Source organism: Sphingomonas sp. GM_Shp_2 (genome assembly GCF_026540875.1).
GTDB lineage: Bacteria > Pseudomonadota > Alphaproteobacteria > Sphingomonadales > Sphingomonadaceae > Sphingomonas > Sphingomonas carotinifaciens.
In genome coordinates this window covers 1-20,195 of record NZ_JALNUQ010000039.1, presented here as the reverse complement: position 1 = coordinate 20,195, position 20,195 = coordinate 1, and the positions used below count along the sequence as shown (strand labels likewise).

Sequence of the window (20,195 nt, the reverse complement as noted above, 5' to 3'; positions counted from 1 at the left end):
CCGGGCGTCCCGTCATCCTCCCTCTCTCCCGGCGGGGAGGGGGGGGTACGGACAGCGTCTACTTCTTCACCCGGTCATAGGGGGTGAAGGCGTCGAACCGGCACACGGCGGAGGGGATCGACACGCCCGGTTCCAGCACCCGGAACCGGTCGTTGCGGCAGAGCTGGCTGCCATATTGGATCACGATCAACGTGGTCAGCGGGCGCAGCGCGGGGCAGGCGCCGATGGGCGACGTCTTCCAGGTCCGCCGGCCGCGCTGGTACAGGATCGTCTTGTTGTCGACGATGATCGGGCCGTTGCCGACCATGCCGGTATCGATGCAGTTGACCGGCTTGCCGGCCACCCGCCCGGCGAGCGGGTCCTTTGCTGCGGCGCCGAGCGCGAGCGGCAGCGCCAGCGCGGCGAGGAGCCAGGGCGCGCGCATCACTTGCCCCGCCGATAGGGAGTAAATTCCCCGAAGCTGCAACTGCCGGTGAAGAAGCCGGATACCCGGTCCACCGTTTGCGCGATATCGCCGGCGCAAAGCTGGCCGATCGGGGTCCGGGTCACCAATATGTCGTTGCGGCCATTGGTGCTGAGGCTTTCGCATCCCCCTTGCGTCTGGCTGACATATTTCAGGCGCGGGCTGACCGTGTAGACGATGGTCGGGCCATAGGCGCGCACCTGACGCGTCGGGAATTGCGGCATGCAGTTGCGTGGCTGGTCCGGGGTCAGGCCCTGCAGCGCCTTGGCAAGTTGCGTCCGCTCGGTTTGTGCACGCTCGGCCTGAGCCTCCTGCTGCGCCGCGGTGGGGGCACAGGCGGCCGCCAGCGAGAGGATGGAGAGTAAGCCTATGACTTTCATAAGGAAAAATCTCCGTCCATCCCGCAGCATGGTATCAACCGACGAAGGCGTCTTTGGCTGCACGGTGGCGGGCCAATTCCTCAGGGTCCACCGAGCGTAGAAAGGGATTGGTCGCCCGCTCCAGACCGATGGTGGTGGGGATGGTCGCCTCGCCGGACGCGCGGGCGGCGTCCACCGTCGCCATGCGTTCGACGATCGCGAGATTGTCCGGCTCGGCGACCCGCGCATAGCGGCCATTGCCTTGCGTATATTCATGCCCGCAATAGACATGCGTCACGTCGGGCAGTTGCGCGTAGCGGCGCATGTTGCCGTGCATCTGTTCGGCGGTGCCCTCGAACAACCGGCCGCAGCCCATGGCGAACAGCGTGTCACCGGTGAAGATCGCGGCGTCGTCCTCCAGATGGAAGGCGATATGGCCGGCGGTATGCCCCGGCACCTCCCAGACGTGGGCGACGGTGTCGCCGACCCGCACCGTGTCCCCCTCGGTCAGCAGCGTATCGAGGCCGACGATCTTGGCCGTTTCCGCCGCGGGGCCGAAAAGCCGTGCACCCGCCGCCTTCAACTCGGCATTGCCGCCGGTGTGATCCGGATGCCAGTGCGTGGTCCATACCTGCCCGATCGCCCAGCCGCGCGCGGCGGCGGCGGCCAGCACGGGCGCCGCCTCACCGGGATCGATCACGACCGTTTCCCCCGCATCGTGCACCAGCCAGGCGTAATTGTCGCTGAGCACGGGAACGCGGACGATCTCCACCATCACCAGCTTCCGGTGTTGGGCATCGATGCCCAGGGTTCGGCCGGGGCCTTGGGCTCGCCGGCCTGGAGCAGTTCGATCGAAATGCCGTCGGGCGTCTTCACGAACGCCATGTGGCCGTCGCGCGGCGGACGGTTGATCGTCACCCCGGCATCGGCCAGCCGCTGGCAGGTTTCGTACACGTCGTCGACCCGGTAGGCGAGATGGCCGAAATTGCGGCCGCCGCTATAGGGTTCCGGGTCCCAATTGTGGGTCAGCTCGACCTCCACCCGGCGGTCGCCGATCGCCTGATCGTCCTTGCTCGCCAGGAAGATCAGCGTGAATCGACCCTGCTCATTGTCGATGCGCCGCACCTCTTCCAGTCCGAGCAGGGCAAAGAACCGGATCGTCGCTTCCGGGTCGGTGACCCGGATCATGGTGTGGAGGTACCTGGTCATCAACAACTCCATTGTTCTGCATCAGCCGCGGTTCAGGAAGCGGCGCGCAGCATGCCCGACGGCTATATGGGAGGCGGCATGGTGATGGAAAGCCGGGGAATTGCACTGCGTTCGGGGCTGGTGCCGGCGGCGGCGCTGCTGGCGGTCGGGTTGATCGTGGGCGGGTATCTGCTGGGTGACGGATTGACGCGGGCGCGCCATGCCGATCGCTCGGTCACGGTGCGCGGGCTGGCCGAGCGCAACGTGACCGCCGATCTGGCGGTGTGGACGCTGAATTATTCCGAACAGGGCACCGATGCCGCGCAGGTGCAGGCGGCGATCGACCGCGATACACAGACGATCCGGGCCTTCTTCACGCAACTGGGCTTTCCCGCCGATGCGCTGACCGCGGCCGGGGCGGGGGCGAACCAGAATTACATGAACGGCGTGCAGACGGTGACGATCAACCAGCGGCTGCAACTGCGCACCACCGACATCGCGCGCGCCCGGCGGGCGGTGGCGCGACAGTTCGATCTGGTCCGGCAGGGCGTGGTGCTGCAGGAAGGATCGGGCATTTCGTACAGCTTCACCCGGTTGAACGCGATCAAGCCGGCGATGGTGGCGGAGGCGACGCGCGACGCGCGGGCCGCGGCGGAACAGTTCGCCAAGGACAGCGATACCGACGTCGGCGGGATCAAGAGCGCCAGCCAGGGCTATTTCTCGATCGAGGCGCGCGATGGCGAGCAATCCGGCTACGGCGTGGCGGACACCCCGCTGAAGAAGGTGCGGGTCGTGACGACGGTGGACTTCTATCTGGATTGACGACGGCGGATCGGTCCGACCATGCGGCCCTGTCTCGATGCGAGTTCTCGATACGCTCCTTCGGAGCTACCCGATCTCTGCTCGACACGAACGGATGATGGGAATGTAGTCCGCTTCTACCGGGTCACCGCCGAGGGGATCGGGCCGAATTGCGACAGCGCTGCCCGCGCGCTGATACCTGCGGGCGCGGTGGGAGCGATCCGCATCGCCATGGTCCAGGCGGCGCGGGCGCCGGCCTCGTCGCCGTCGCGGGCGGCGATGTTGCCGGCCTCAAGCTGTACCGAGGCATCGTCGCTCGCCCGTTCCAACGCGTGGGCGATGTCGGCCTTTGCACGCGGCAGGTCGCCCATCCGCCGCGCCAGCGTTGCCGACAGCAGCCATGCCAGCGGGTCCTCCGGAGCGTTGGCCAGCGCGGCGTTGAGGTCGGTGCGGGCGCCGGCAAGGTCGTTCTGTGCAACCAGCACGCGGGCATGATCCAGTTGCGCCTCGCCCAGATCGAGGCCGCTCAGCGTGCCGGCGGCAAGCGCGTGGTCGAGCGCCGCCTTCGCCCTGGACGTATCGCCGCCGGCCAGCCAGGCATTGCCGGCCTGCGCCCAATAGCCGGCGGCGCGGTCGCGCGGCGCCAGGGCCGCCGCCTGTTCGAACGCTTGCGCGGCGCCCGACCAGTTCTTGCCTGCGGCCAATGCCAGTCCGCGGCACTGCGTCGCCGCGGCGCGTGCGGCCGGGTTCGCGTCCTTCGGCTCGGTCGCGCAGGATGCGCCGGCCTGCGTGGCGAGGGCGAGCAGCAGGGGCAGGATCATAAGCGGGCCAGGACATCCTCGACGGCGCGGACGAGAAGGGCGATGTCCCCTTCCCGCGACAACCGGTGGTCGCCGTCCTTGACGAGCAGCGTCTGCACATCGGCTGAACGGATCAATTCGGCCAGCCGCACGGTGCGCTGCCACGGCACGTCCTTGTCCTGCTGGCCTTGCAGGAAGCGGACCGGGCCGTCGAAGGCGATCTCGCCGAACATCAGGCGATTGGCCTCACCCGACGACCAGAAATGGCGGGTGTAGAGCGTCGGTTCGGGACCATAAGGGTTGGCGCGGGTGATGCGGCCCTGCTGCAACAGCGCCATCTTCTCCTCCATGGTGAAGCCCCAGTCGGTGAAGTCGGGGGCGGGCGCGATGCCGACCAGCGCCTTTACCCGCTCCGCCCGCGCCCTGGCGGCCAGCAGCATCAGCCAGCCGCCCATCGACGACCCGACCAGTACCACGGGTCCTTGCGCCACATCGTCCAGCATGGCGCAGACATCATCGCGCCAGTCGGCCAGCGACTGATCCTCGAACGCGCCTTCGGACTGGCCGCAGCCGCCATAGTCGAAGCGCAGAAAGCCACGCTCCTGCCCGCGCGCCCATGCCTCCAGCGCGAGCGCCTTGGAACCCTGCATGTCGGAGGCATAGCCCGGCAGGAACACGATCGTGGGACCGGTGCCGGGGGTGTGATGATAGGCGAGGCGGGGGCGTTGAGGCGTCGTCATGGCCCGTGCTTCTACGGGAGCGGGGACGGCGAAGGCAACGCCTGCGCGGGGCGCTAGCTGCGCGTGGCCAATCGCTCCACCATGTCGGCGGCGAGCAGGCTTAGCGTGTCGTCGCGGGCGCCCATGACGACGATGCGGTCGCCGGCCTTTGCCTCGGCGATGAGGCGGTCGGCGGCGGCGGCGCGGTCGGCGATGTGGTGCGCGTCGCGGCCTGCGGCGCGGATGCCCGCGACGATGTCGCCGCTGCCGACGTCGCGGGTGACGGTGCCGCCGAAATAGACCGGATCGGGCAGGACCAGCAGGTCGTCGGGTGCCAGGCGTTCGGCAAAGGTGCGGATCAGTTCGTCGCCCATCATCTTCAGGGGGCCGTAGCCGTGCGGCTGGAACAGGACGAGCAGCCGGCCGGGAAAGGCGTGCAGCGTGTCCAGCGTCGCGGCGATCTTGTCCGGGTTGTGGCCGAAATCGTCGATCACCGACACGCCGGCCGCCGTACCGACCAGATCGAAGCGTCGACGCAGACCGGTAAAGCCCTGGATCGTGCGAACGGCATCTTCGATCGGAACGCCTGCGGCGACGCAGGCGCCGATCGCGGCGAGCGCGTTCGATACGTTGTGCCGGCCCGGCACCGACAGATGCACGGGCAACCGTATGGCTCCCACGACCAGGTGGAAGCCGATCGCGAAGGGCTCAGGGATCAGGGCCTCGGCGACCAGATCGGCCTCGCCCTCTACCGCGAAGGTGGTGACGTTCGGCAGGCCCGCCAGCAACGCCGCGGTTTCCGGATCGCCGGCATTGGCGACGACGCGCGTCGCATGGCCGGCAAAGCCGGAGAACAGCGCGCGCAGCTCGTCCAGCCCCTTATGGTCGAGGCTGACATTGTTGAGGACCGCGATGCGCGGGCGATAGAGCGCGATGGAGCCGTCGCTTTCGTCCACTTCGCTGACGAACGCGTCGCCGCGCCCGACCAGCGCGCTGGCGAACGGGGCGTCGGGCGCGACGAAGTTCTTCATCACCGCGCCGTTCATCGCGGTGGGGTCGCGCCCGAGCGTGTGGAGGATATAGGCGATCATGCCGGTGACGGTGGACTTGCCGCTGGTGCCGGCGACGCCGATGGGCAGGGGGGCGGCGTTGAACAGTTCGGCGAGCATCTGCGCGCGGGTGCGGCGGGGACAGCCCAGGCGGTTGGCGGCGACGATGTCGGGCACGCTTTCCTCCACCGCGGCGGAGGCGATCACCATCTGGTCGGGCATGGTGACGCCCGATCCGTCCTGGGGAAACAGTGCGATGCCGGCGCGTCGCAACGCATCGAACTTGGCGGCCACGCGCCCCTGATCCAGCCCCCGGTCGGAGCCCGCCACCGTCTTGCCCTTGGCCCGCAGGATCATCGCCAGCGGCATCATGCCCGAACCGCCGATGCCCACCAGGAAACAGGAATTGCCGTCGTCCATGGCGGCGCGCTATCGGCGTTTCGGTCGCGGGGCAACCGCTTGGCGCGTGCGGGGAACAAGGCATTCATGAAAATCGGCATCCTGGCGCCGTCCAGCATCGGCAACCCGGCCGCCGAAGCGCCGGTCAGCGCCTTCGCCGCGATCGCCTATCCCGAGGTCGACCTGATCTTTCATCCGCAATGCTATGAAGCGGACGGCCATTTCGCCGGGTCGGACGAGCGGCGTGCGTCGGCGTTTCTGGAGTTCGCCAACGATCCGGGGATCGACGCGATCTGGTTTCTGCGCGGTGGTTACGGCTCGAACCGCATCCTGTCGCGGGTGATGCCGAACCTGGGCGCGGCGGCGCGGCACAAGACCTATATCGGCTATTCCGACCTCGGCTTCGTGCTGGGGGCGCTCTATGCGCGCGGTATCGGGCGGCCGGTGCATGGGCCGATGGCCAGCGATATCCGGCGGGAGGGTGGGGACGTGACGGTGGCGCGGTCGCTGGGCTGGCTGGCGCGGGGGGACAGGCAGGGGCTGGAGCCCGGGCTGGACGGACGGCCGGCGGCGGCGTTCAACCTGTCGATCCTGGCCGCGCTGATCGGCACGCCGTGGTTGCCCGACCTTGCCGACCATGTGCTGCTGATCGAGGAAGTGTCGGAGCCGATGTACGCTGTCGACCGGTTGCTGTTCACCATGGCCAATGCGACGCAGTTGAAGGGGCTGGCGGGTGTCCGTCTGGGGGGCGTGACTGCGGTGCAGCCCAACGAGCCCGAATGGGGCGAAAGCCTGGAGTTCATGATCCGGCGCTGGTGCGGGGACATGGGGGTGCCCTATCTGGGGCGCGCCGAGATCGGTCATACGCAGACGAACCGTTTGGTGCCGTTCGGGATCGCCTGAGATCGGGAGACGATTTTGCGCGCATAGTATTTCACCGAAAACCGATGGCAAAACGCGGGACGTGACCAAAGGCGCCAATCCGCCTATACGGCCCCCGCGCGCGGGCTTTGCCGTGTGCATCCCTCCATCATGAGAGTCGCATAATGTCCGCCATGTTCCGCATCACGCTGCCCGACGGTTCCGTCCGCGAGGTCGCGCCCGGAACTACGCCCGCGGACGTGGCCGCCGCGATCGGCCCGGGGCTCGCCAAGGCGGCGATCGCGGCGCGGGTGGACGGCGAGGTGCGCGACCTGTCGCGGCCCTTCGCCGGGGATTCGCAGCTTGCGCTCATCACCTTCAAGGACGAGGCCGACGCGCTGGAGCTTGCCCGCCACGACTTCGCGCACGTCATGGCGGAGGCGGTGCAGCACCTGTTTCCCGGCACGCAGATCACCTTCGGCCCGGCGACCGAGGACGGCTTCTATTATGATTTCGCCCCCAATCCCGAGCGCGGACCGTTCACCGACGACGACCTGCCCGCCATCGAGGACGAGATGCGCCGCATCATCGCCCGCAACGAGCCGTTCGTGCGCGAGGTCTGGTCGCGCCAGGACCTGATCGACCGCTGGACCGAGCAGGGCGAGACGTTCAAGGCGGAATGGGCGGCCGAACTGCCCGAAGGCGAGGAACTGACCATCTATCGCCAGGGCGCATGGCTGGACATGTGTCGCGGCCCCCACATGCCGACGACGGGCAAGCTGGACCCGGCGGCGTTCAAGCTGACGCGCGTGTCGGGCGCCTATTGGCGCGGCGACCAGGCGAACGCGATGCTCAGCCGCATCTACGGCACCGGCTGGCTGACCAAGAAGCAGTTGCAGGAGCATCTGACCCGGCTGGAGGAAGCCGCCAAGCGCGACCATCGCAAGATCGGCGCGGAAATGGACCTGTTCCACCTCCAGTCTGAGGCGCAGGGGTCGGTCTTCTGGCATCCCAAGGGCTATATGCTGTGGCGCCAGCTGGAGGCCTATATGCGCCGCCGGCTGGATGCGGCGGGCTATGAAGAGGTGAAAACCCCGCAGCTGATGGACGCGCGCCAGTGGGAGCAATCCGGCCACTGGGGCAAGTATCGCGAGAACATGTTCGTCGTGCCCGACGAGATCCCGAACACGGAGGACGAGGGCGCGGTCATTTCCGGCGATGCCGACCTGATGGCGCTGAAGCCGATGAACTGCCCCGCGCATGTCCTGATCTTCCGCCAGGGGATCAAGTCGTACCGCGACCTGCCGATCCGCATGGCCGAGTTCGGCTGCTGCCACCGCAACGAGCCGCACGGTGCGTTGCACGGCATCATGCGCGTCCGCCAGTTCACGCAGGACGATGCGCATATCTTCGTGCGCGAGGACCAGCTGGTCGAGGAAGTGCGCAACTTCTGCGAATTGCTCGATTCGGTGTACCGCGACCTCGGCTTCGAGGATTATGCGGTGAAGCTCGCCTTGCGCCCGGAAAAGCGCTTCGGCTCGGACGCGATGTGGGACCAGTCGGAGGACGAGCTGCGCCGTGCGGTGCTGCAATCCAGCCTGTCCGAGACGATCAAGGCGAAGTTCGAGGAATTGCCGGGCGAGGGTGCCTTTTACGCGCCCAAACTGGAGTTCCACCTGACCGACGCGATCGGGCGGACGTGGCAGGTGGGCACGATCCAGTCGGACCGGGTGCTGCCCGAGCGTCTCGATGCCTCCTATGTGGCGGAGGACGGCAACCGGCACCGCCCGGTCATGCTGCACCGTGCGATCCTGGGGACGTTCGAGCGCTTCATCGGCATCCTGATCGAGCATCATGCCGGGCGCTTCCCGCTCTGGCTGGCGCCGGTGCAGGCGGTGGTGGCGACGATCGTGTCGGATGCGGACGGCTATGCCGAGCAGGCGGCGGCAACGCTGAGGGCCGCGGGGCTGCGCGTCGAGACCGACCTGCGCAACGAGAAGATCAACTACAAGGTGCGCGAGCACAGCCTGGCCAAGGTGCCGGTGCTGCTGGTCGTCGGCAAGCGCGAGGCGGAGGAAGGCAAGGTCGCCATCCGCCGTCTCGGCAGCCAGGCGCAGGAGATCGTGACGCTGGACGAGGCGGTCGCGATGCTCAAGGGCGAGGCGACCCCGCCGGATCTGCGGTGATCCAAGCCCCCTCTCCCCGACGGGGAGAGGGAGCAGGTTGTGCCCCCGAAAAGACTCCCCGCACACCATCTTTCAAACCAACCGCATTTGCCCTATATTGAGAAGGCAACTGCCACAGGAGAAATACCCATACGTCCTCCCATGATGCGCCGCCCGATGCAGGCGCCGCCGATGAATGGTCCCCGCTTCAACGAGTGGATCCAGAGCCAGAAGGTTCGCGTGATCGACCATGAGGGCGAGAATCTCGGCGTGATGTACACTCGCGAGGCGATCGCGCAGGCTCAGGAAGTCGGCCTGGACCTGGTCGAGGTGTCGCCCAACGCGGACCCGCCCGTCGCCAAGTTCCTGGACGTCGGCAAGTATAAGTACGAGGCGCAGAAAAAGGCGAACCTCGCCCGCAAGTCGCAGAAGACGCAGGAGATCAAGGAGATCAAGATGCGTCCGAACATCGACGATCACGACTATGACACCAAGATGAAGAAGGTAGTCGAGTTCATCGGTGAGGGCGACAAGGTGAAGGTCACCATGCGCTTCCGCGGCCGCGAGCTTTCGCACGGCCAGCTTGGCATGAACGTGCTTCAGCGCGTCGCCGAGCAGGTGAACGAGGTCGCCAAGGTGGAGGCCTATCCGCGTATGGAAGGCCGCCAGATGCTGATGGTGCTGGCACCCAAGTAAGCCACGGTGAATCCGTCGAACGGGGCGCGCGCAGCGATGCGGGCGCCCTTTTCGTATGCGGCACCATCGACGCCGCTGCGGATATGGCCGAACCCGCCGGTGTGGCGCCCCGGTGACACACCAAAAAATCCGATACTCCATCTTCGAAATAGATAGACTTTATCAACGGTGCGCACGTAGCCTGACTCCGAACTACAAAAACGAAAAGGCGGATCGGTAAAAGCCGGCAGCCGGGTTCAGGACAGGAGAGTGAAGCCGATGCGCGCGAGTGCGTTCCTGCTATCTGCCGCCACCTTTGCCATCGCGGTCCCCGCCGCAGCGCAGGATGTTCCCACCACGCCCGCCGAGGCCCAGGTGCCGGCCCAGGGCACCGCCAACGCCGCGGTCGGCGAGCAGACCAGCGACGCGACCGATGCCGACACGACGCGCGCCGCCGCACAGGCGCCGCTCAACGCCGGCGATATCGTGGTGACTGCCACCCGCCGTGCCGAGCGACTGTCCGACGTGCCGATCGCGGTATCCGCGATCGGCCAGGAGTCGCTGCAGAATTCCGGCGCCACCGACATTCGCGCGCTGGGCCAGTTGGCGCCGTCGCTGCTGGTATCCTCGACGGGCAGCGAGGCGAACGCATCGGCGCGTATCCGCGGTATCGGCACGGTGGGCGACAATCCCGGCCTGGAAAGCTCGGTGGCGGTGTTCATCGACGGGGTCTATCGCAGCCGTACCGGCTCCGGCCTGAACGATCTGGGCGAGGTCGACCGGATCGAGGTGCTGCGCGGACCGCAGGGCACGCTGTTTGGCCGCAACGCGTCCGCCGGCCTGATCAACATCATCACCAAGGCGCCGTCCTACACCTTTGGCGGCTATGGCGAGGCGACCTACGGCAACTACAACAATGTCCGGCTGGCGGGTGCGCTGACCGGGCCGATCATCCCCGACATGCTCGCCTTCCGCATCGACGGGGTGTTCAACAAGCGTGACGGCTTCCTGTACGATGTCGTCAACAATACCGATTACAACGACCGCAATCGCTATTTCGTGCGCGGGCAACTGCTGTTCGAGCCGTCCAGCGACATCGCGGTGCGCCTGATCGGCGACTTCACCCGCCGCAACGAGAAGTGCTGCGGCGCGGTCTATGTCGACCTGCGCGAAAAGATCGATCCCACCCCCGGCGTGCCCGGCGACTTCGCGATCAACCCGGCGGGCAACCGTATCGTGCAGGTGATGCAACAGCTCGGCGCCGTGTTCCCGAGTGCGGGTGATCCCTATAACCGGCGCATCGCCAACTCGCCGGGCCGGGCTTACGGCAACGTCACCAAGGATTATGGCGGGTCGATGCAGATCGACTGGAATCTGGGCGGCGCTTCGCTGACCTCGATCACCGCATATCGCGAATACAAGTCGGGCAACGCCGCCGATATCGATTATGGCAGCCTCGACATCGGCTACCGGGACGATGACGGCAACGCGTTCCGCCAGTTCCACACCTTTACCCAGGAACTGCGCCTGCAAGGCTCGGCATTCGACGGCAAGCTCGACTGGCTGGTCGGCGGCTTCTATTCCAACGAAGACCTGGTGGTGCGCGACAATCTGCAGTTCGGCAGCCAGTACGGCCTGTTCGCCGCCTGCCGCATCGTCGCCACGGTGAACCCTGCCGCTGCCCTGCGCAGCACCACGCCCGGCTCCGGCTGTCTCAGCCCCATCGGACAGGGCGCGCTGACCCAGCAGCTCGGTGCCGCCGCGCCGCTGATCATCGGCAATCTGCGCCGTCTGTCCGCGCTCAACAATCTGGGCGATACCCGGGCCGATTATTATCAGGACAGCGAGAATTACGCCGCGTTTACCCACAACATCTTCCGCCTGACCGAGACGATCAGCATCACCGCCGGCCTGCGCTACACACGCGAGCAAAAGGCGTTCCGCGCGTTCTTCAACAACACCAACACCCTGTGTCCGCAGCTTCAGGCGGGCACCGCGCAAGGTGGCCTGGGCGGCCTGCTCGCCAATCCGGCGCTGGCCAGCCTGGCCGGCGGCATCATCACGCTTGGCTGTACCGGCAACAGCTCGTCCGCGCTCAACGCGCTGAACCTGAACGACTCCTTCAAGGAGGATCAACTGACCGGCACCGGCGTCCTGTCGTGGAAGCCGAACAACAACTGGCTCGTCTATGCCAGCTATTCGCGCGGGTACAAGGCGGGCGGATACAATCTCGACCGGTCCGACCTCGGCACCGCGCTGTTCCCGCGCAGCAATGCCGATGTGCGCAACCTGCGCTTCGACCCCGAACTGGTGAATGCCTATGAAGCGGGCTTCAAGTTCACTTCGGCCGATTTCACGCTGAACGTCGCCGCCTTCCGTTCCGACTTCGACAACTTCCAGTTGAACACCTTCAACGGCACCAACTTCGTGGTGGAGAATATCGGCAGTTGCTCGACCAGCCTGAACGGCGGCGATCGCGACGCCAGCGCCACGACCGGCGCCTGTGCGTCCGACGTGAAGTTCGGCGTGCGCAGCCAGGGTGTCGAGGTGGAGGCGGGGCTGTATCCGGCGCGCAACTTCTCGGTCAACATGGGCTATACCTTTGCCGACACGCGCCTGCGCCGCAATCTGGTGGGCAGTGCCGCCGGGGCGCCGCTGGACCCCGCGCTGTTCCTGCTGCCGGGCAACCAGTTGTCGAACGCGCCGCGCAACGTCGTCACCCTGTCGGCGAGCTGGACGCCCGAGCTGGGCTCCTCCGGGTTGTCGGCGCTGTTCTACGCCGATGGCCGGATGAGTTCGGACTATAACACTGGGTCGGATTTATTCTTCGAAAAGGAGCAGGACGGCTTCCTCGTCGCCAATGCGCGCATCGGCCTGCGCGGGCCCAACCGTGCCTGGGCGGTGGAGGCGTGGGTGATGAACCTGTTCGATCAGGATTATCAGCAGGTCGCCTTCAACGCGCCGTTCCAGGGTGCCGGATCGCAAGGGCAGGTGCAACGCTTCGGCGGGGTGGGGAACCAGATCTTCACCTCCTATCTGGGCGAACCGCGCACCTATGGCCTGACGCTGCGCACCCGGTTCTGATCGAATTGCCGGGCCGGAACCTTGCCGGCCCGGTCAATCGCCGCCACAGCCACTGCACCCATCGGCGCCGTCGCCGTTGCCAAAGTCGAGATCGAATTCCCCGTCGTGATCGCGCTTCTTGCGCCGGGCAGCGCGCAGCGCGGCGATCACGACCGCGGCGATAGTCACCGTCAGGATCACGGGCATCAACCCTGCCAGCGGAAAGGCTGCGGTCGTGAGCATCGCCGCCAGGGGCAGCGCGGTCAGCGCCAATGTCCGCTTTTCAACGACCAATGTCTTCGACCGGTCGACACGCACGCCCTGAATAGCGAAACGGCGTTCCGGCGCGGGCCAGATCGCGGCGGGCGGTGCATGGCCAAAGACTGCGGCGTATCGCGCCAGCGTCGCGCTATAGCGGTCGTGATAATATTCCTTCGCATCCCGCCCCCCGGGTGTCGGGCCATGATGCAGCGGGCGGCGCAATATGCGACCGCACAGATCATCCCAATAGCTGCGCGTATAGGTCAGATGCAGGTGCCATGCCTGATCCACCGCATCGGAGGGCGTCATGGGATGATCGATGGTCGCGGCGAGGTAGAGAAAGCGGCGATATTCACGATCGACGGCCACCGCATGGCGACGCGACCAGCCCTGTTCCCGTGCCAGCCGATCGGTGAAGCGCAGCGCCGCATTCGGTAGATCCACGTCCAGCGCCTCAATGGCGGCCAGCAGCGCGCGCGCATCATCGTCCATCGTCGCCATCCCCATCCGACCTGTCACCGCGTGACGCTACCATGTTCGGCTTGCCGAAAGATGTTCGCTTGCCGCATCCGGGATTTTCCCGGCTTCGGTTCGGGCGCGCTTCCTGTCACAAGGGTTCATGGCCACCATGCCGTTCGATCATCCGGCCATGCATTTCGGTCTTCGCACATGGCTGCCCCGACGGAGCGATGCAGTTGCGCTTTCGCTCTATGCGGTCGGGTTTGCGTTGGCGCATGCGGTGGCGGTGTGGTGGAGCGGGGAGGGGTTCTATTCGCTGTGGTTCCCTGCGGCGGGGTTGCGGTTTGCGCTGTTGTGGCGGCTGGGGGCGCGGCTGACGCCGGCGGTGGCGTTGATCGAGCTGGCGGTCGATGTGGCGAAGGGGGTGATCGTCTTTGCGTCGCCCGACTGGCCGATAGCGGTGGTGGGCATCGTGCGGCCGGTGCTGGCCTATGGCCTGGTCGTGGCCGCGATCCGCCGGCTGGCGAGCGGGCGGCGGGCCGAGTTGCTGGTCGCGCCGATGCCGTTCGGGCTGGCCGCGGTGGCGGCGCCGCACTTCGCGGCCCTGGTCGCCTTGCCGCAGGCGATGCTGCGGCCGGACATGACCGGGGTGGCGGGCGCGCAGTCGATCGTGCTGTCGCTGACCGCCTTTACGGTGGGCGACCTGCTGGGCGTGTTGATCGTGGCGCCGCCCGTTCTGTGGGCGGCAGGGCTCGGGGCCCGTCGTGCCGCCCCGCAATGGCCGCGGATGCGAACCGCAGCGCTGGTGGAGGCGGTGCTTACGCTGGGCGGTGCGATCGGCGTCGTCGCGGCGCTCGACCTGTTGGGGCTGGGGTGGCAACCGATGCCGGTGCTGCTGGCGGTGGCGTGGATTGGGCTGAGATTCGGGCGGCATGCGGCCTGGGCGGCGTTGCTGGTCGTCGTCGTGCTGACCCTGTCGCGCACGGCCGGCGCGGTGGCCACGCCGCAGCGCCTGAACCTCCACCTGGGGTTGAGCATGATCGCGGTGGTCGGGTATCTGGCGGGCAGCTTCGCCGACAGCCAGCGCCGTGCCCGCACCGATGTCGCCCGGCGCGACCGGCTGCTGTTCCAGGCCGAACGGTTGAAGACGCTGCGCGCCATGTCGGTCGCCGTGATCCATGAGATCAGCCAGCCGCTGTCCACGCTGGCGATCGAGGCGCGCCACCTGAACGCGATCGCGCGCGACGCAGGGCCGGAGATCGCCGCCAGCGCCGAGCTGATCGATCGCAAGGCCGATACGTTGTCCGCCCTCGTCCGCCGGCTGCGCCGTTTCGGCGGGCGCGTGGTGGACGAGCCGACGCCGCTCCCGCTCGTCGCCCTGATCGACAGCGTGGTCGGGCTCGCCGCGCCCGAGGCGAAGGCGGCGCATGTCCGCCTGAACGTGGCGCCGGTCGATCCGGACCTTGCCGTTCTGGGGCAGGAAGTGGAACTGGCGCAGGCGGTGATGAACCTGCTCCGCAACGCCATCCAGGCCTGCGGAGATGCGACGGTCGACCTGAGCGTCGACGCCGTCGGCGATCGCGCGCGCGTGACGATCACCAACCGCTGTTCACCCAGCCGCGCGCCACAGCCCGGCATGGGGGTGGGCACGCTTGTCGCGCGTGCGATCGTGGCGGCGCATGGCGGTTCGCTGGATCGCGACATCGACACCCGCGGCACCGTCCGCGCCATCCTGACCCTGCCGCTGATCGGAGATCCCGCATGACCGTCTTGTCGCCCGGCACCGTCTATGTCGTGGACGATGACCGCGATCTGGGCGCCAGCGTCGCCCGGCTGCTCGGTCGCCATGGCTTCGATGCGGAGCCCTTTCTGGATCCGGCCCTGTTGCTGGAGGTCTATCCACAGGCCCCGGCGCACTGCATCGTCACCGATGTGATGATGGGCGATCTGGACGGTTTCGGCTTTGCCGACCGGGTACGGGCGATCGACCCCTGCGCGGCGATCATCTTCATGACCGCATGGCCGACGACCGCCAATGCGGTCGATTCGGTGCGCCGGCATGGCGGCCTGGATTATCTGGAAAAGCCGCTGGACGAGGCGCGGCTGCTCGCGGCCGTCGCCGAGGGGGTGGCCTGGTCGAGAGGACGGCGCGACCAGCATGGCCGCACCATGACGCTGTCGCCGCGTGAACGGCAGGTGTTCGACCTGCTGGTCCAGGGGCACAGCAACAAGGCGGTGGCCGGGCTGCTCGGCCTCAGCCCCAAGACGGTGGAGGATCACCGCGCCGCCGTGCTGGCGAAGACCGGCGCCAATGGATTGGCGCAGCTGATCGCGTTGGTGGCCTGAAGGACACGCGGCACAGGGCATTTGCCCCCGTGGTTCTTCCAAAGCTTGACGTGGCGGCGGCCCCCGCGCCAAAGGCGGCCATGCCCAGCACGCCCAACGATCCGCACGGCTTCAAGCGCCGCGGCGTCCTGTTCGTCCTGTCCTCGCCGTCGGGCGCGGGCAAATCCACCATCGCGCGCATGCTGCTCGCCGCCGATCCGGAACTGGCGATGTCTGTGTCCGCGACGACGCGGCCGATGCGCCCCGGTGAGGTGGACGGCAAGGACTATCACTTCGTCGATCTGGAAGAATTCCGGCGCATGGCGGCGGAGGACGAGTTCCTGGAATGGGCGCACGTCTTCAACAATCGCTACGGCACGCCGCGCGCGCAGGTGGAGGAGATGCTGGCGGCCGGCAAGGACGTGCTGTTCGACATCGACTGGCAGGGTGCGCAGCAGCTGTTCCAGATCGCCGGCGGCGATGTGGTGCGCGTGTTCATCTTCCCCCCGTCGATGGAGGAACTGCGCCAGCGGCTGGAGCGTCGCGCGACGGATGCGCAGGAGGTGATCGACGCCCGCATGGCGCGCGCCACCAACGAGGTCAGCCACTGGGACGGCTATGACTATGTGCTGGTCAACGACGATGTGGAGCGCTGTTTCGAGGGCGTCCGCACCATCCTGGCGGCCGAGCGCCTGAAGCGGTCGCGCCAGACCGGCCTGATCGGCTTCATCCGCAAGCTGACGCGGTAGGGGGCGGGGGCGTGGCGACGCCCCTGTTTCTCGATCCCCCGGCCATGTCGCTGTCTGGCGGCTGGAGCAGGATCACATCACTTTGGTCCGTTCGTGTCGGGACAGGGCCGCGTGCGGCGAAGTGTCTCTCGATACGTCGTCTCGATACGCGGCTTTGCCGCTACTCGACGACTACTCGAGACGAACGGGAGGGGGGATCAATCCGGTGTCGTCCATCGCCAGGCGAGACGAACGGGGACCAGCGGGGCATGCGGCCTGCTTAGCCCCGCACCGCACGCAGAAAGCGTAGCGCGGCATCGAATTCGGCGCGGCGGGCGGTGCGGCGTTCGGCGGCCAAGATGTCCTCGCCCCAGCGTTCGACCTGCCAATCCTCGTCGACATGGGCGGCGGCCCATATCGTATCGGCGTCGAACGCCTCTTCGACCAGCGCGAGGGCGAGCAGCAGCGAACCGGTCAGCGTGACCAGCGGCGACAGGGCGGCCATGGCGAACGGATCGAGGGCGGCGACCGCATCCCCCAGCCGTGTCAGCGTCGCCGGTGGCTGCGGCCGGTGGATGATCCCGGCGGTCGTCTCCACCGCGATGTCGTAGCGGGCGCGGGCCCAGGCGATCACCGGGTCCCATGCCGCCGCCTGTCGCGCCGCCAGTTCCGCCGGATCGTCCGCACGGTAGCAGAGCAGGTCGCTCTCGCCGTAGCGCGCCAGCCCTTCGGCAAAATGGGCAGGGTCAGGCGCGATCCGGTCGATCGCGGCATTGGCCAGCCCGGTCAGCGGCATCGCGCGCGGGTCCACCATGTCGGCAACCGCGGCCCATTCCGCCGCCACCGCCTCTGCCGCCGCCTGGGTCGGCAGGGCCAGCGGGGTGCGGCCGGGTGTGCGCACCGGGCGATCGTCCAGCCGGATCACCCGGTCATCGTCCACCGATACCTGGCGCCAGAACCGCTTCATTCCCCACCACTCCGCCAACGCTGCGCCAGACTGGCAGGCACGATCGCCACCACCAGCAGCGCCGACAGCACGATCGCGATGCCCAGGATACGCGGCGCCAGCGTCGGCGCGCGCGATACCAGTACGAGGCCGAACACCGCTCCGGCAATCCCCATCATCCGCACGCCGACAATGGCCATCCAGCGGCGCCGGGCCTGGGCGTCGACGGGGCTCATGCCGGCACCAGCAATGCGGGCAGGTCCGCCACCCGCTCCGCCACGACATCGGCGCCGGCGTCGATCATCTCGCGGATGCTGTGATAGCCCCAGGCGACGCCGACGGCGCGTACGCCGGCCGCCTTTGCCATCGCCATGTCGAAACTGGTGTCGCCGATCATCACCGTATCCTGCGGGGTGGTCCCTGCCTCTGCCATCGCCGTCAGCAGCATCGACGGATCGGGTTTCGAGGGATGCCGGTCCGCGGTCTGCAACGTCACGAAATGCCGGGCGAGGCCGTGATGGTCCAGCACATGCGCCAGCCCGCGATCGGATTTGCCGGTGGCGACGCCGAGCAGCCAGCCCTGCGCGTCCAGCCGGGCCACCAGCGCGCCGATCCCCTCGAACAGCGGCTCTTCGTCCAGCGTGCCGGCATGCCGCATGGCGAAGAACGCGTCCTTGTAATTGGCCGCCAGCCGGCGCTGCATGGCATCGTCCTGCGCCGGCGCGAGCACGCGCATCGCCTCGACCAGGCTCAGCCCGACGATGCTGCGCACCGCCTCTCGCGGTGGTGCGTCGAGGCCAAGGCCGCGAAACGCCTGCTCGGCGGCGCGGCAGATATTGGCCTGGCTGTCGACCAGGGTGCCGTCGCAATCGAACACGGCGAGACGAAGGGGAGGGGACATGGCGGCGGGCGCAGGGGTCAGTCGCGGCTGCCGCGCCCGCGCCGTTCGCCGCGGCGTTCCTTGCGCACCGTCTTGGCATGCGCCTTGGCACGCGCCTTTGTCTGCTCGCGGGTGGGCGGGCCCTTGCCCTCGTCCAGCGGCAGCGCATCGCCGCGTGCTTCCTCGAAGCCCAGGCTCGCCAGGCTTTCGGCGAAATGGGTGGGCAGGCTGGCGGTTTCGTCGATACGCCCGGCATCGGGGTGGTCGACGCGGATCCGTCTGGCATGCAGGTGCATCTTGCGGCTGATCCCGCCGGTCAGGAATGCCGCGGCGCCGCCATATTTGCCATCACCGACGATCGGGTGGCCGATCGCCGCCATGTGGACGCGCAACTGATGCGTGCGGCCGGTAAAGGGCTGCAACTCGACCCAGGCGCAGCGATTGCCGGCGCGTTCGATCACCCGGTACCGCGTGCGGGCGGGTTGGCCGTTCTCCTCGTCGACATGCATCTTCTCGCCGCCGCTGCCCGGTTGCTTGGCGATCGGCAGTTCGATCATGCCGTCCTCGATCGAGGGGACATCGACGATCAGCGCCCAGTAGACCTTGCGCGCGGTGCGGCCGGAAAAGGCCTTGGCAAAGAATGCCGCGGCGCGCGACGAGCGCGCGACGAGCAGCGCGCCGCTGGTGTCCTTGTCCAGCCGGTGGACCAGCTTGGGGCGACCCTCCGCCTCGAACTGCAGGGCGTCGAGCAGGCCGTCGACATGCTCATGCGTCTTGGTGCCGCCCTGCGTCGCGAGACCGGGGGGCTTGTTCAGCACCAGGGCCTGGGCGTCCTTGTAGATCACCATGTCGCGCGCGAAGGCGACCGCGTCCTCGCTCAGCGGCGGGCGCTCGCGGCGCGGTCGTGCCTCCTCGTCGCGCGGCGCCTCGGGAGGGGGGACGCGAAGAAGCTGGCCGGCGGCGATGCGGTCGCCCGGCGTGGCGCGGCTGCCATCGACGCGAAGCTGCCCGGTGCGGGCCCATTTGGCGACGGTGGTGAAGCTGGTATCGGGCAGATGCCGCTTGAACCAGCGATCGAGCCGGATGCCGTCATCGTCATAGCCGACGGTGAATTCGCGAACCTTGTCCGTCATGCCAGCCCCCGCGCCAGTGATAGTCCGGCGACCAGCGCCAGGAGCGAACCTGCGACCGAGGCCGCGACATAGCCGATCGCCGCCAGCGACCGGCCCGCTTCCACCAGCATCACCGTGTCCAGCGAAAAGGACGAAAAGGTGGTGAACCCGCCCAGCACGCCGACGCCGACGAACAGGCGCCAGCCCTCCGCACCGCCGGTACGGGCCAACACCCCGGCGAGCAGCCCCATGGCGAGCCCGCCGACCAGATTGACCGTCAGGGTGCCGGCAGGAAAGCCGGGGCCGGCCAGCGCGAGCATCGTGCGCCCGGTCAGGTGCCGGGCCCCCGATCCAAGCGCGCCACCCAGCATGACGAGAAGAAGCGATTGCATCGCGGCGCCCTAGCGCAAGCGGCCCCGCTTCGCAAAAGGCAACGCGCGCGATCGATCAAATGCCTGCGTTGGTGATGAAATCCACATCGCTGCCCCCGCCCGGCCGGGGCGAGACATAGACGATATAGGCGGCCGGCCCCCGCGTGCCGCCGATGACGTGGCGAGGCCCTTCCGCCTTGTGCTCGGCGGAATAGCCGCCTTGCCGGGCATGGGTGAAATACCAGTCGATCACCCGCCCCGGCGTGCCGCCCGCCCGGAAGGTGACCACGCGCAGCGCACAGCCATCGGCATCGGCGCCCGCCGCCTCGCTGACCTGTGCGCCGGGGTAGAGGGGGAGGGTGGGGGGCAGGCGGTTGGCGTAGGTGGCGGAGTAGCGGACGTTTCGGGCACAGGAGGCGGTAGCGGATTGGGTACCGGCCAGCGCACCGGCGGTCAGGGCGCCGTCCCTGGCGCGGCATTCCGGGCAGTTTGCGGAGGGCGCCGGGGCCTTGCGCAGCTGTCTCTTATACACATCTGACGCTGCCGACGATAAGGCTCGTGTAGATCTCGG

At 67.8% G+C, this 20,195-nt stretch carries 22 protein-coding genes; 8 read left to right on the top strand and 14 right to left on the bottom strand.

Annotated features, from left to right (window positions below):
- Positions 1–58 precede the first annotated feature (58 nt).
- From OXR08_RS13255 to OXR08_RS13240, 4 genes are read right to left on the bottom strand one after another with little or no spacing between them, the layout of a single operon-like run.
- The gene (locus OXR08_RS13255) at positions 59–424 is read right to left on the bottom strand and encodes a hypothetical protein (RefSeq protein ID WP_267350487.1); all 366 of its coding nucleotides are present in this window, start codon (positions 422–424) and stop codon (positions 59–61) included.
- The gene (locus tag OXR08_RS13250) at positions 424–843 is read right to left on the bottom strand and encodes a hypothetical protein (protein WP_149681048.1); all 420 of its coding nucleotides are present in this window, start codon (positions 841–843) and stop codon (positions 424–426) included. Before OXR08_RS13250 ends, OXR08_RS13255 begins: the two co-directional genes overlap by 1 nt.
- Positions 844–877: 34 nt before the next feature.
- Positions 878–1,597 carry a hydroxyacylglutathione hydrolase gene (gloB, locus tag OXR08_RS13245; protein WP_267350484.1) on the bottom strand — a complete coding sequence of 240 codons (720 nt, stop codon included), beginning with the start codon at positions 1,595–1,597 and terminating at the stop codon, positions 878–880.
- A complete protein-coding gene (locus OXR08_RS13240; protein ID WP_267350482.1) occupies positions 1,597–2,031 on the bottom strand; it encodes a VOC family protein in 435 nt (144 codons plus the stop codon). Before OXR08_RS13240 ends, gloB begins: the two co-directional genes overlap by 1 nt.
- A gap of 84 nt (positions 2,032–2,115) precedes the next feature.
- On the opposite strand from OXR08_RS13240, the gene OXR08_RS13235 reads away from it, so the two are divergent.
- Entirely contained in the window at positions 2,116–2,832 is a 717-nt protein-coding gene (locus tag OXR08_RS13235; RefSeq protein WP_149681468.1) for an SIMPL domain-containing protein, read from the top strand.
- Positions 2,833–2,948: 116 nt separating this feature from the next.
- Here the strand turns inward: OXR08_RS13235 and OXR08_RS13230 are convergent, their stop codons facing one another.
- Genes OXR08_RS13230 through OXR08_RS13220 form a run of 3 tightly spaced genes read right to left on the bottom strand, consistent with a single transcriptional unit; the run spans position 2,949 to position 5,799 of the window.
- Positions 2,949–3,632, bottom strand: a complete 684-nt coding sequence (locus OXR08_RS13230) for a tetratricopeptide repeat protein (RefSeq protein WP_267350480.1) — start codon at positions 3,630–3,632, stop codon at positions 2,949–2,951.
- On the bottom strand, positions 3,629–4,351 hold the full coding sequence (locus OXR08_RS13225; protein ID WP_267350478.1) for an alpha/beta hydrolase: 723 nt from the start codon (positions 4,349–4,351) through the stop codon (positions 3,629–3,631). The genes OXR08_RS13230 and OXR08_RS13225 overlap by 4 nt, the downstream gene beginning before the upstream one ends.
- A 53-nt stretch (positions 4,352–4,404) precedes the next feature.
- On the bottom strand, positions 4,405–5,799 hold the full coding sequence (locus tag OXR08_RS13220) for a Mur ligase family protein (RefSeq protein ID WP_267350476.1): 1,395 nt from the start codon (positions 5,797–5,799) through the stop codon (positions 4,405–4,407).
- Positions 5,800–5,865: 66 nt separating this feature from the next.
- Here OXR08_RS13220 and OXR08_RS13215 point away from each other — a divergent pair, with 66 nt between their 5' ends.
- The 4 genes from OXR08_RS13215 (at position 5,866) to OXR08_RS13200 (ending at position 12,563) form a co-directional block, all read left to right on the top strand.
- Positions 5,866–6,681: an LD-carboxypeptidase gene (locus OXR08_RS13215; protein ID WP_162853742.1), complete on the top strand. Its 816-nt coding sequence runs from the start codon at positions 5,866–5,868 to the stop codon at positions 6,679–6,681.
- 143 nt (positions 6,682–6,824) lie between these two features.
- A complete protein-coding gene (gene thrS / locus OXR08_RS13210; RefSeq protein ID WP_267350473.1) occupies positions 6,825–8,825 on the top strand; it encodes a threonine--tRNA ligase in 2,001 nt (666 codons plus the stop codon).
- A gap of 141 nt (positions 8,826–8,966) precedes the next feature.
- The gene (gene infC, locus OXR08_RS13205; RefSeq protein ID WP_112381333.1) at positions 8,967–9,500 is read left to right on the top strand and encodes a translation initiation factor IF-3; all 534 of its coding nucleotides are present in this window, start codon (positions 8,967–8,969) and stop codon (positions 9,498–9,500) included.
- Positions 9,501–9,758: 258 nt separating this feature from the next.
- Positions 9,759–12,563, top strand: coding sequence for a TonB-dependent receptor (locus OXR08_RS13200; protein WP_267350518.1), 2,805 nt, complete (start codon positions 9,759–9,761; stop codon positions 12,561–12,563).
- A gap of 33 nt (positions 12,564–12,596) precedes the next feature.
- Here the strand turns inward: OXR08_RS13200 and OXR08_RS13195 are convergent, their stop codons facing one another.
- A complete protein-coding gene (locus tag OXR08_RS13195; protein ID WP_267350471.1) occupies positions 12,597–13,295 on the bottom strand; it encodes a hypothetical protein in 699 nt (232 codons plus the stop codon).
- A gap of 127 nt (positions 13,296–13,422) precedes the next feature.
- Here OXR08_RS13195 and OXR08_RS13190 point away from each other — a divergent pair, with 127 nt between their 5' ends.
- The 3 genes from OXR08_RS13190 to gmk all read left to right on the top strand — a co-directional run bounded on the left by OXR08_RS13190 (position 13,423) and on the right by gmk (position 16,336).
- The gene (locus OXR08_RS13190) at positions 13,423–15,027 is read left to right on the top strand and encodes an ATP-binding protein (RefSeq protein ID WP_267350469.1); all 1,605 of its coding nucleotides are present in this window, start codon (positions 13,423–13,425) and stop codon (positions 15,025–15,027) included.
- Entirely contained in the window at positions 15,024–15,608 is a 585-nt protein-coding gene (locus tag OXR08_RS13185; RefSeq protein WP_267350467.1) for a response regulator, read from the top strand. Before OXR08_RS13190 ends, OXR08_RS13185 begins: the two co-directional genes overlap by 4 nt.
- Positions 15,609–15,688: 80 nt before the next feature.
- The gene (gene gmk, locus OXR08_RS13180) at positions 15,689–16,336 is read left to right on the top strand and encodes a guanylate kinase (RefSeq protein ID WP_112381331.1); all 648 of its coding nucleotides are present in this window, start codon (positions 15,689–15,691) and stop codon (positions 16,334–16,336) included.
- A 259-nt stretch (positions 16,337–16,595) separates the two neighbouring features.
- On the opposite strand, the gene OXR08_RS13175 is transcribed toward gmk, so the two are convergent.
- From OXR08_RS13175 to OXR08_RS13150, 6 genes are read right to left on the bottom strand one after another with little or no spacing between them, the layout of a single operon-like run.
- The gene (locus OXR08_RS13175) at positions 16,596–17,282 is read right to left on the bottom strand and encodes an ATP12 family protein (protein ID WP_267350465.1); all 687 of its coding nucleotides are present in this window, start codon (positions 17,280–17,282) and stop codon (positions 16,596–16,598) included.
- Entirely contained in the window at positions 17,279–17,497 is a 219-nt protein-coding gene (locus OXR08_RS13170) for a hypothetical protein (RefSeq protein WP_112381329.1), read from the bottom strand. The genes OXR08_RS13175 and OXR08_RS13170 overlap by 4 nt, the downstream gene beginning before the upstream one ends.
- Positions 17,494–18,162: an HAD-IA family hydrolase gene (locus OXR08_RS13165; protein ID WP_267350463.1), complete on the bottom strand. Its 669-nt coding sequence runs from the start codon at positions 18,160–18,162 to the stop codon at positions 17,494–17,496. The genes OXR08_RS13170 and OXR08_RS13165 overlap by 4 nt, the downstream gene beginning before the upstream one ends.
- Before the next feature lie 17 nt (positions 18,163–18,179).
- Positions 18,180–19,274: an RluA family pseudouridine synthase gene (locus tag OXR08_RS13160; protein ID WP_267350461.1), complete on the bottom strand. Its 1,095-nt coding sequence runs from the start codon at positions 19,272–19,274 to the stop codon at positions 18,180–18,182.
- The gene (crcB, locus tag OXR08_RS13155) at positions 19,271–19,645 is read right to left on the bottom strand and encodes a fluoride efflux transporter CrcB (RefSeq protein WP_267350460.1); all 375 of its coding nucleotides are present in this window, start codon (positions 19,643–19,645) and stop codon (positions 19,271–19,273) included. Before crcB ends, OXR08_RS13160 begins: the two co-directional genes overlap by 4 nt.
- A 55-nt stretch (positions 19,646–19,700) precedes the next feature.
- On the bottom strand, positions 19,701–20,156 hold the full coding sequence (locus OXR08_RS13150) for a hypothetical protein (protein ID WP_267350458.1): 456 nt from the start codon (positions 20,154–20,156) through the stop codon (positions 19,701–19,703).
- Between the last annotated feature and the right edge of the window lie 39 nt (positions 20,157–20,195).